This window comes from Ruegeria sp. PrR005 (assembly GCF_010500245.1).
GTDB classification, from domain to species: domain Bacteria; phylum Pseudomonadota; class Alphaproteobacteria; order Rhodobacterales; family Rhodobacteraceae; genus Ruegeria_B; species Ruegeria_B marisflavi.
In genome coordinates, this window is sequence record NZ_JAAGOX010000018.1 from 1 (window position 1) to 10990 (window position 10990).

Consider the following 10990-nt stretch of genomic DNA (forward strand, 5'->3'; position numbering starts at 1 on the left):
CAGATCATGTGGGCGCTGGTGGATGGCGCGGGCCAGTCCTCGATCAACCTGCAAATCGGCAGCGATGTGTTCGATCTCTTGGCCTGACCGAGCAACCAAAGGACCGGCGGCGCCCAGCGCCGCCGCCCTGCGATGACCAGAGTATCTCAGCCCCGCGCCAGGAACTCTTCCACCAGCAGGTTGAACACGGCGGGACGCTCCATATGCACCGCATGCGCGCACCCGGGCACGACGGCCAGTTGCGCCCCCGGTATCGTCCGCCACAGCCGTTCCGTCTGCGACCAGGGATAGGTCCGGTCTCCGTCGCCCCACAGGACCAGGGTTTCGGCACTGATCGACGGCAGATGCTCCACCCCCGACCAGTCCTGCATGGCACGCAACCCGGCCAGTATCGCGCCCAGCGTGCTTTGCGCGGCAATGTCGGCGCAGGCGGGATATTCACCCGCCGCCTCTCTTTGCAAGAACCAGGTGGCCGCGATCCGGCGGGCCGTGGCTGCCGCCCCGTCCGCCCGGGCGCGCTCCATCGAGGTCTCGATCGGCTCGAACCGCCCCGGCAACACGCCGACGGCGCCGGTGCTGTAGAGCACCAGTTTGTCCACCCGCTCCGGTGCTTGCCGGACCATCTCCTGCACGATCATCCCGCCCATGGAATGACCCAGCAGGTTAAAGCGCTCCAGGCCCAGGCGTGACACCTCTTCCAGCACCCAGGCCGCGAACCCTGCGATGGACGAAACCGGCGCCATCTGCGCGTTTTCGCCAAACCCCGGCAGATCGACGGCATGAACCGCACGATCCCAGCCCAGCGGCGCCTGCAACTCCCATTGCGCGCTCCCACCCATGAACCCGTGGACAAGAACCAGCGGCCTCATCTCCGCCCGCCCTGCACGATGCGATCCAGGATCATGGCGCAGAAGAGGATCGAGAACCCGGCCAGGATCCCCTGCCCCACATTCGCATATTGCAACGCCTCCAGCACATCCTCCCCCAGACCCTTGGCCCCGATCAGCGAGGCCACCACGACCATAGCCAGCGACAGCATGATGGTCTGGTTGATCCCCGCCCTGATCGACGGGGCCGCCAACGGCAGATCCACCTTGGTCAGCAGGTACCACTTGTTGGCACCGAAACTGATCGCCGCCTCGCGCACGCTCTCTGGCACACCGCGCAGCCCCAGCACGGTCAGCCGCACCACCGGCGTGCCGCCGAAGATCATCGTGGTGACGACCGCAGCAGGCTTGCCGGTGCCGAAAAAGGCGATCACCGGGATCATGAAGACAAAGGCGGGCATCGTCTGCATGAAATCCATGATCGGCTGGATTGCCGCGTAGAACCGCGGCCGCCGCGCCGCAAACATGCCCAGTGGAATACCGATCAGGATCGACAGGCACGCCGCCGTGCCCAGCAATGCCAGCGTCGTCATCGCCTTTTCCCAGAACCCCAGGAACCCCATATAAGCGAGGAAGGCGCCGGAGTAGATCGCCATGCGCACCCCGGCGGTGAGCCAGGTCAAGAGGATGATCAGGCTGGCGATCACGATCCAGGGCGTGCTGACAAACACGATCTCCAGCGCGTCCAGCATCAGCCGGATGAAATAGGTGATCGCATCAAACAGCGCCTCGCCATTCAGCACCGCCCAGTTGAAAAACGCCTCGACCCAGTCAATGCTGATCAGCCGGATATCGGGATCGGTCGGAAAGCTGGCCAGCAGCGGAAAGCGCCCCGGAAAACTGTAATGCAGCATGGCCGCCGCCACGATCAGCGCCATGAACACCGCGCTGAACACGATCTGCGGCACCGGCATGCCGAACCGGACCGTCCGGTCGCTCAGCCAGTCCGAGAACCGCGATTCCAGTGCGGTATTGGCCACGATGGCCTGCGCCAGCTTGGCCAGCACCAGAATGGCCAGTCCCGCCAGCGCAATCGACGGCCCCTGCGCCGCCAGCGCCTCGGCCTCGGCCCGGATACCGCCGATATTGGCCTCCAGCGACTCCACCGTGCGGGTATAGACATCCACCTTGTCCGACCCGCTCTCGATCGCCGCCGCCAGTTGCTGGCGCCTGAGTTCCAGCGTCCCCTCGATCGAGGCGATCCGCGCCATCGCATCCGCGCCCAGATCGCCGAACAGCCCGCGGGCGATCTGGACGAAAGCAATCGCCTCCAGGATCAGGAACGGCAGCGCCCAGGACCACAGCCCGCGCGCCCCGAACCAGATCGGCCCGAACAGCCCCGCAAACAGGTTGAAGGTCGGCGTGAACCGGGCCGAGGCACCGATCTTGTCAAAGTTCCGGATATAGTATTCCGGGTTCGTCCGCACAAAGGTGGCGATGTCCTCGCGCCGCTTGCGGGCATAGGCCAGCGCCGCTTCGCTTTGCGTATCTTCCAGTGGATTGATGCCGAGATCCGTCATGATACTTCGGTTCCCTCAATGACCGTGCGCAGCAGATCGGCACGGGTGATCACACCGACATCGGCACCTTCCGCCTGCACCAGAATGGGATTGTCGTCGTCTATCGCCAGGGTGATTAGGTTGCTCAGCGTCTCGCTTTCGTCCACCCGCCGCATATCGGCGGGCAGCGGCCCGGCCCGGCTCACATATTCGGCAATCGGCTGCATCACCGCATGCGCATGCACAACCTTCAGCCGCGAAATCCCGGCGACAAAATCGGCCACATAATCATCGGCCGGATGCATCACAATATCCTCGGCCGTGCCGATCTGAACCATCTTGCCGTCGCGCATGATCGCGATCCGGTCACCGATCCGCACCGCCTCATCCAGATCATGGGTGATGAACACCGTGGTTTTCTTCAGGATCTTCGACAGCCGGATGAACTCGTCCTGCAACTGGCGGCGGATCAGCGGGTCCAACGCCGAGAACGGCTCGTCCATCAGCAGCACATCGGGGTTGGCCGCCAGCGCGCGTGCCAGCCCGACCCGCTGCTGCATACCGCCGGACAGTTCGTGCGCGAACTTGGCGCCCCAGGCGCCGAGTTCCACGATATCCAGAATGGCCGCCGCCTGCCGCATCCGCTCGTTCTTGGCCACTTTGCGGATTTCCAGCGGCATCGCCACGTTGTCCAGCACCGACCGGTGCGGCATCAGCGCAAAATTCTGGAACACCATCCCGATCTTCTGATTGCGGAACCTCTGCAACTCGCCCGGGCCCAGCGCCATCACATCGGTGCCCTCGATCTCGATCTTTCCCGCCGTCGGCTCCAGCAACCGGTTGAAATGCCGCACCAATGTCGACTTGCCGCTGCCCGACAGGCCCATGATGCAGAAGATCTCGCCACGGTTGATCGACAGGCTCACATCGGCCACGCCCACGACCGCGTTGAACTCGGCCAGCACCTCGGCCTTGCTCAGGCCCCGCTCCAGAATGGCCTGAAGCGCCGCCTCCGGCCTGCCGCCGAAAATCTTCCAGACGTTTGAAAGCTCGATAACTTTTTCTTGTGCCATCATGTCCTACCGGGCGCGTTCAAGGCAGCGGAAGGCGGCAGAAGACACCGCCGCCCTCCCCAGCAATGGCCTCAAAGGCCAAGCATCGCGTCCACGCGATCCGAGTTCGCGGCGACCCATTCCTTGGCCACTTCCGCCGGATCGCGATCCTTGGCGCTGATCTCATAAGCCAGCGCGCTCACATCCGAGGCGCTCAGTTGGAACTTGCCAAAGAATTCGGCAATCGCGGGCGAACGGTCGGCCAGCGAGTTCGACCAGGCTATCTGCACCTGCTTCAGCGCATCCTTCGAGGCGACCATCGACTTCTGGTACCAGTCGGCATCGTCCGAGGGCTGCACCATCACGTATTTGGCCGGGTCATAGGCGGGCTCGCTCAGCATCACGACCGGGAACATGAACCACACCGCATGCGGCTCGTAGCAGTAAAAGGCATAGCCCTCGCCCTTGGCGATGCTGTCCTTGATGCGCGCGGTCTTCACCGCTTCCTCAGCCCGGATCGGCTCGATGAAATCGAGCAGGCCGTAATCGCGCACCTTCACCTCGTTCACGTTGGCCGAGGCCCAGCCCGGTGCGCCGATCCACATCTCGCCCTTGCCATTGCCATCGCTGTCCATCGCTGCGGCCACATCGGGGCGGCCCAGATCGGCGATATCGGTGATGTTCATCTTGGCGGCGAAATCCTGGCTCACGCAGAAACCCTGATTGCCCTCATAGGGGTTCGACGACAGGGTCACGGTGCCCTTGCCGTCGACATATTCCTTGGTAAAGCTCTCCTGATTGGGCAGCCAGACATCGGGATGCACGTCGATATCGCCCTTGCCCTGGTCCATCGCCTGGAAGATCGTGGCGTTGTTGCCCGGCACATATTCGACGGTCCCGCCGATGCGGCTTGTCACCACCTCACCCAGAACATGTGCGATGGCCTGCGCCCCGGTCCAGGACGGCACCCCGATCTTGACCTCTTCGGCCTGCGCCGCCAGGGCCAAGGGGCTGATTGCCGCTGAAAGGATCAGCGCCCGAAACTTGGATTTCATTTTCGTCTCCTCTGTTGGTTATCGCCGTTGTTCGGCGTCTTTTCAGTTCAGTGAAGCAAGCAACTGGTCCTGATAGGCAAACAGCGCCGTCGACCCGCCAGTGTGCAAGAACAAAACCCTTTCGGTGGGTTTGAAGAAACCCTGCCGCACCATTCCGATCAAACCCGCCATGCCCTTGGCCGAATAGACCGGGTCGAGCAAAATGCCCTCCTGCCGCGCAAGCAGGCGGATTGCCTCCAGAGTACTCTCGGCCGGAATCCCGTAGCCCTCGCCGACATAGCCGTCATCGACCAGGATCTTGCTCAGCGGGATGCCCTCGGCGCCCAGCTTTTCCAGCGTCTTCTGGGTCAGTGCATGCACCGCGTTCATCTGGCGCTCGCGCGGTTGCCGGACACTGACACCCATGACCGGCAGCGCATGGTCCAGCGCATGGAACCCGGCGACCAGCCCGGCCTGCGTGCCGGTGCTCCCGGTACCCATCACCAGCCAGTCAAAGGCCTGACCCGTCTCACGGGTGTGATCGACGATCTCCTGGGCGCAATTGGCATATCCCAGCGCGCCTGTAGGATTCGAGCCGCCGCCCGGAATGAAATAGGGCCGATGACCCTGCTCGCGCAGCTTCGCCGTAACCGCTTCAGCCTCGGCATTCATGTCCAGCCCTGCGGGCCGGAATTCATGCGTGGCGCCAAAAAGGTTGTCGAGCAGGACGTTGCCTGTCTCTTCATAGCTCGCGTCGCGCCCGGGCACCCGCCGCTCCAGCAGCACGTGGCACTTCATGCCGACCTTACACGCCGCCGCAGCGGTCTGGCGCACATGGTTGGACTGCACCGCCCCTTGCGTGACCAGCATATCCGCCTTCTGCTGCATCGCCTCGCCGACCAGAAACTCCAGCTTGCGGGTCTTGTTGCCGCCCATCGCCAGCCCGGTGCAATCGTCCCGCTTGATGAAAATCGAAGGTCCGCCCAACAGCGCGCTCAGTCGCGGCAAGGGCTCGATCGGGGTCGGGCGATGACACAGCGCCGTGCGCGGAAAACGATCGAAGTCAATTCTGGCGGCTTCACGCGGCAGCGTTTCGATGTTGGCCATGACAAATCCTGATGCGAGTTTCGTTGGCACAAGACTGCGACAGGGCTTTCCACCGATCCAATGCTATGTTTGGATGACATTATGCAAAATTTGCATGAGATCGGAAAAAATGGACATCCTCCACTTCAAGGACCTAGAGCGTCTGAAACGGACCGGCAACTTCTCCCAGGCCGCCGCTCTGGGAAACCTGAGCCAACCGGCGTTCAGCCGCAGGATCAAGGCGCTCGAAGCCTGGGTCGGCGCCACCCTGATCGACCGGACACACCAGCCGGTCACCCTGACCACCGCGGGCGAGCAGATGCTCGAAGCCGGGTTGCAGGCGCTGTCCCGGATCGAGCAGGAGCGCAGCCAGATCCTCGAAGCGCAGTCGCTTCCCGACAAATATGTCGTCACCTTCGGCGCCCAGCATTCCATCGGCTGGCGGTTCTACCCCGCCTGGCTGCAAGAGCTCGAAGATGCCTATGGCCCCGTCCTGTCCCGGCTCCGGGCCGACGACCTTCCCAATTGCATGCGTGACCTGCAAAACGGCGACGTCGATTTTGTCATCGCCTATGTCGGCGCCAACACGGCGCAACACCGGATGGTCGAGTCGATCAAGATCGGCGAAGACCAGCTTGTCCCGGTCTGCAAACCCAACGCGGACGGCTCGCCGCTGTTCGATTTCGACACCCCCGGGGTCCGCATGCCCTTTCTGCGCTTCGGCGACGCCGCACCGATCGGAACCCATCTGGAACCGCTGTTCCAGCGACACAGGATCTCCGACTGCCTGCGCACGGTCTATGAAAACTCGATGGCCGGGGCGCTGCGCATCCGGGCGCGTGCCGGCGACGGGGTCGCCTGGCTGCCCAAAAGCCTGGTGCTGCCCGACCTGGAAAGCGGCATCCTGGTCCGCACCGGCAAGCCCGACTGGATGGTCGACCTGTCGATCCGCATGTTCCGCAACAAGGAACGCTCGAACCGGGTGACGCGCTCGATCTGGACCTTCCTCGAAGTCCGCCAATCCGTCTCTCTGGTCAAGGAGGGCTGACAGACGCCCGGCCCTGCAATTTTCCAACACGCTTTACGTTGCCAGCGGAAGGTGGTGTTCTATCCTCAGTCCCACGTCCGCCCCACCTTCCGACCCCGATTGGAAAAGCGCAGCTCATGTCCATCTGGCGACAGTTTCTGATTATCCTGCTGGCCGTGGGTCTCTCTTACGCCGGGTATGAATACTATCAGCGCTCTCTGGGCGACACTGGCGCCACCTCCGAGGGTGCAAACCGCCGCTCCGGCACACCGGCGGTCGTCGAACTCGCCCGGGCCGAGATCCGCACCCTGAGCGACACGGTCGAAGCGGTCGGAACCACCCGCGCGCGCCAGTCCATCGACATCGTGCCCGAGGCCGATGGCCGCGTCGAAAAGATCCTGTTCGAACCCGGCCAGCAGGTGTCAAAGGGGGCCACACTTGTACAGCTCGACGACACCATTGCCCGCGCCGATCTGGCCGAGGCCGACGCAAAACTGATCGAACGCGAACGTGTGCTCGAACGCGTGACCCAGTTGCGCGGCTCCAGTACGGTCTCCGAGGCGACGCTCGAAGAGGCCATCGCCCGGCTGGCCGAGGCCCGCGCCCAGCTCGACCGGGCCGAACAGCGGCTCGCCGAACGTGTCATCCGCGCGCCTTTTGCCGGTACGGTCGGTCTTGCCGATGTCGATCAGGGCGCCCGGGTCACGGCCGGCACCTATATCACCCGGCTCGACGACCTGTCCGATGTCGAGGTCGAATTCTCCCTGCCCGAAACCCTGTTTTCCCAGATCAGCAAGGGACAGGAGATCACCGCCACCAGCCCGGCCTTTCCCGACCGGGAATTCGTCGGACAGATCGAGGCCGTGGACACCCGCATAGACCCGGTCAGCCGCTCGTTTCGCACCCGCGCCGTGATCCCCAACTCCGACGGCACCCTGCCTGCGGGGATGTTCATGTCGCTGCAACTGACTCTGTCGCAAAGCGACCGCATCGTCGTGCCCGAAGAGGCGATCGTCTTTCAGGCCGCCGAAACCTATGTCTTTGTCGTCGCCGACGGAAAGGCGCAGCAGGTCACGGTCAGCACCGGCCAGCGCCGCGACGGGGTCGTGACCATCGAACGCGGTCTGGAAGAAGGGGCCGAGGTTGTGATCCGCGGCCTCCACCGCGTCCGCAACGGCGGCGCGGTCGAGGTGCTGAACCAGCCTCAGGCGGCGGGCCAAAAGACGAACAGCGACTCATGACGCTGACAGATCTCTCCGTCCGCCGCCCGGTTCTGGCCGCCGTCGCCAACCTGCTGCTCATCGTGATGGGCATCACCGCGCTGCGCGACATTCCGGTACGCGAACTGCCGGATGTGGACAATGCCGTTGTCACAGTGACCACAACCTATCGCGGCGCCGCCCCCGAGGTGATCGACACCGACATCACCGAAACCATCGAAGGCGCCGTCGCCTCGATCTCTGGCATCCGCTCGATCAGTTCGGAAAGCCGTCAGGGCTGGTCGCGGGTGGTGATCGAATTCGCCGCTGGCCACGATGTCGATATCGCCGCCAATGACGTCCGCGATGCGGTCGGCCGCGTCCGCGACGACCTGCCCGACGAGGCCAACGCGCCCGAGGTCGAGAAGAGCGACGCCGACTCCGATCCCGTCATGCGCCTGGCAGTGGTCTCGGACCGGATGACCACGGCCGAGATCACCGATTACATCGACCGCTTCATTGCCGACCGTCTGGCGACACTGGATGGAGTCGCCAACCTGCGCGTCTACGGCGAGCGCGCCTTTGCCGTCCGCATCTGGCTCGACCGGCGCGCGCTGGCCGCGCGCCGCCTGACGGTCGAAGACGTGGAACGCGCGCTCCGCCGCAACAATGTCGAACTGCCCGCGGGCGAGGTCGCCTCGACCAACCGGCAACTCACCGTCCGCCTGAACAGCCGGTTGCAAAGCATCGACGATTTCCGCGACGTTGTTCTGGACCGCGTCGAGGGTTACCCCGTTCGCCTGCGCGACGTGGCCCGGGTCGAACCCGGCGTCGCAGACGATTCCACCATCGCCCGCAGCGACGGGCGCGATGCGGTGGGCGTCGCGGTCCAGCGGCAAAGCCAGTCCAACACCTTGCAGATCTCGCAAGCGGTGCGCGCCGAGATCGACAAGATCAACCCGACCCTGCCCGAGGGGATGGAAATCCTCGTGGGCTCCGATGACGCGCTCTTTGTGGGCGCCTCGATCCGCGAGGTGGTCATCGCGCTCCTGATCTCGCTGGCGCTGGTCGTCGCGGTCATCCTCGTCTTTCTGCGCTCGCTGCGCGCCACGCTGGTGCCTGCGGTCACCATCCCGGTCTCGCTGATCGGGGCTTTCGTGCTGATCGGGGCCTGGGGCTTCTCGATCAACACGCTGACGCTGCTGGCACTGCTGTTGGCCATCGGCCTTGTCGTCGACGACGCCATCGTCGTGCTGGAAAACATCCAGCGGCGGATCGAAAACGGTGAAACCCCGCTGGTGGCCGCCGTCAAAGGCTCGCGCCAGGTGACATTTGCGGTGATCGCCACCTCGGTCACGCTGATCGCGGTCTTCGTGCCGCTCTCCTTCATGCCCGGCCAGGTCGGCCGCCTTTTCATCGAGTTCGGCTGGGTCATGGCCGGCACCGTGGCGATCTCGACCTTTGTCGCCCTCACCGCCTGCCCGGCGCTGGCCTCGAAACTCCTGGTCAAAAGCAAGGGCGAAGCCAAGGACGCGCCCGACGAACCCCGGGGCGCCGTGCAGCGGACCTATGCCGCTTTCCTCCGGCTCGCGCTGCGCATGCCGCTTGTCGTGCTGGTCTTTACCGCAGCGGTAACCGGCGGCGCCGCGCTGCTTTACGGCTCCCTCCCGCGCGAGCTTGCCCCGCGCGAGGATCGCGGCGTCGGTTTCGTGCCGCTGACCGCCCCCCAGGGCAGCACCGTGGAATACACCGACCAGGCGGCGCGTCAGGTCGAGGCGCTGCTGCAACCGCTGCGCGATCAGGGCGTGGTCGAAACCGTCTTTACCTTTACCGGCTGGGGCAACCGCGCCTGGCGCTCCTTTGTCGTGTTCCGCCTGACCCCCTGGGAAGACCGCGACATGAGCGCTGCCGATGTGGCCAGTTCGCTTGCCCCGAAAATGCGCGAGGTCACCATCGCGCGCGGCTTCCCGGTGACCCCGGCGGGGCTTGGCCTGCGCGGCAACTCGACCCCGGTCCGCGTCGTGGTCAGCGGCCCCGATTTCGACAGCGTCAAAGGCTGGGCCACCGCGCTCCTCGCCAGCGCCGAGGAGATTGAGGGGCTGGTCAACCCCGAGATCGACTTCGAACAGAACCTGCCCCAGCTCGAGGTCCGCATCGACCGCGAACGGGCCGACGATCTGGGCATCTCGGTCGACGCCATCGCCACCACGATGCAGTCGATGCTGGCCTCGCGCCAGGTCACCACCTTTGTCAGCCGGGGCCGCGAATATCCGGTCCTGCTCCAGGCCGAGGAGCGCGACCGCAGCGCCGCCTCGGATATCGACAACATCTACCTGCGTTCTGGCGACGGCAAGACACTGGTCCCCCTGGGTGCGCTGGTCAGCGTGTCCGAAAACGCCGCCTCCCCATCTCTGCGCCGGTTCGACCGGCTGCCCTCGATCCAGCTCTCCGGCGCGCTGGCCTCGGGCGCTGACCTTGGAACCGTGCTGGGACAACTGGAACAAAAGGCGGCCGAAATCATCCCGGCCAGCGGCAAGCTGGGCTATGACGGCCAGTCGCGCACGTTCAAGGATACCTCGGTAGGCGCGGTCACCGTTTTCGCCATGGCGCTGCTGATCGTGTTCCTGGTCCTCGCCGCCCAATTCGAAAGCTTCGTACATCCGTTCATCATTCTGCTGACCGTCCCGGTGGGTGTGGCGGGGGCAATTTACGCGATGTCGGCAGGCGGGCTGTCCTTCAACGTCTACAGTCAGATCGGCATCATCCTGTTGATAGGTCTGGTGGCCAAGAACGGCATCCTGATCGTGGAATTCGCCAATCAGCTCCGCGACGAGGGCAAATCGGTGCGTGACGCGGTCATCACCGCCTCGGTGCTCCGCCTGCGCCCCATCGCGATGACCGTCGTCTCCACCATCCTCGGTGCCCTGCCCCTCGTCCTGGCCTCCGGCGCGGGCGCCGAAAGCCGCAACGCCATCGGCACCGTCATCATCGCCGGACTGGGCCTCTCGGCGGTGCTGATGCTGGCGGCCACGCCGGTGCTCTACGACCTGCTCGCCCGGTACACCAAACCGCGCGGCGCCGTCGAAAAAGCCCTGGAACAGGAACTGACCACCGCCGGTCAGAGCTGACCCGCCCGACCCCGAACGCGGCCAACCATAGGTCGGCTGCCTCAAAAACCGGTCTTTTGTGCTACCATCGGGGTCAGG

8 protein-coding genes are annotated in these 10990 nt (G+C 64.6%); 3 read left to right on the plus strand and 5 right to left on the minus strand.

Translation table 11 applies throughout. The annotated features are described in order from the left end of the window. Positions 1 to 146: 146 nt before the first annotated feature. From G0P99_RS11860 to G0P99_RS11880, 5 genes are all read right to left on the minus strand, one after another. Complete coding sequence (locus tag G0P99_RS11860) at positions 147 to 869, minus strand: alpha/beta fold hydrolase (RefSeq protein ID WP_164130023.1); 723 nt, start codon at positions 867 to 869, stop codon at positions 147 to 149. Then, positions 866 to 2407, minus strand: a complete 1542-nt coding sequence (locus tag G0P99_RS11865) for a proline/glycine betaine ABC transporter permease (RefSeq protein ID WP_164130025.1) — start codon at positions 2405 to 2407, stop codon at positions 866 to 868. The genes G0P99_RS11860 and G0P99_RS11865 overlap by 4 nt, the downstream gene beginning before the upstream one ends. After that, on the minus strand, positions 2404 to 3459 hold the full coding sequence (locus G0P99_RS11870; RefSeq protein WP_164130027.1) for a glycine betaine/L-proline ABC transporter ATP-binding protein: 1056 nt from the start codon (positions 3457 to 3459) through the stop codon (positions 2404 to 2406). Before G0P99_RS11870 ends, G0P99_RS11865 begins: the two co-directional genes overlap by 4 nt. Positions 3460 to 3530: 71 nt before the next feature. Continuing rightward, on the minus strand, positions 3531 to 4493 hold the full coding sequence (locus G0P99_RS11875; protein ID WP_164130029.1) for a glycine betaine ABC transporter substrate-binding protein: 963 nt from the start codon (positions 4491 to 4493) through the stop codon (positions 3531 to 3533). Between the two features lie 42 nt (positions 4494 to 4535). After that, complete coding sequence (locus tag G0P99_RS11880) at positions 4536 to 5579, minus strand: D-cysteine desulfhydrase (protein WP_203583082.1); 1044 nt, start codon at positions 5577 to 5579, stop codon at positions 4536 to 4538. A gap of 109 nt (positions 5580 to 5688) precedes the next feature. Here G0P99_RS11880 and G0P99_RS11885 point away from each other — a divergent pair, with 109 nt between their 5' ends. The 3 genes from G0P99_RS11885 (at position 5689) to G0P99_RS11895 (ending at position 10912) form a co-directional block, all read left to right on the plus strand. Next, complete coding sequence (locus G0P99_RS11885) at positions 5689 to 6606, plus strand: LysR family transcriptional regulator (protein WP_164130031.1); 918 nt, start codon at positions 5689 to 5691, stop codon at positions 6604 to 6606. A 116-nt stretch (positions 6607 to 6722) separates the two neighbouring features. After that, on the plus strand, positions 6723 to 7826 hold the full coding sequence (locus G0P99_RS11890; RefSeq protein ID WP_164130033.1) for an efflux RND transporter periplasmic adaptor subunit: 1104 nt from the start codon (positions 6723 to 6725) through the stop codon (positions 7824 to 7826). Next, positions 7823 to 10912, plus strand: coding sequence for an efflux RND transporter permease subunit (locus G0P99_RS11895; protein ID WP_164130035.1), 3090 nt, complete (start codon positions 7823 to 7825; stop codon positions 10910 to 10912). The genes G0P99_RS11890 and G0P99_RS11895 overlap by 4 nt, the downstream gene beginning before the upstream one ends. The last annotated feature ends 78 nt before the right edge of the window (positions 10913 to 10990 follow it).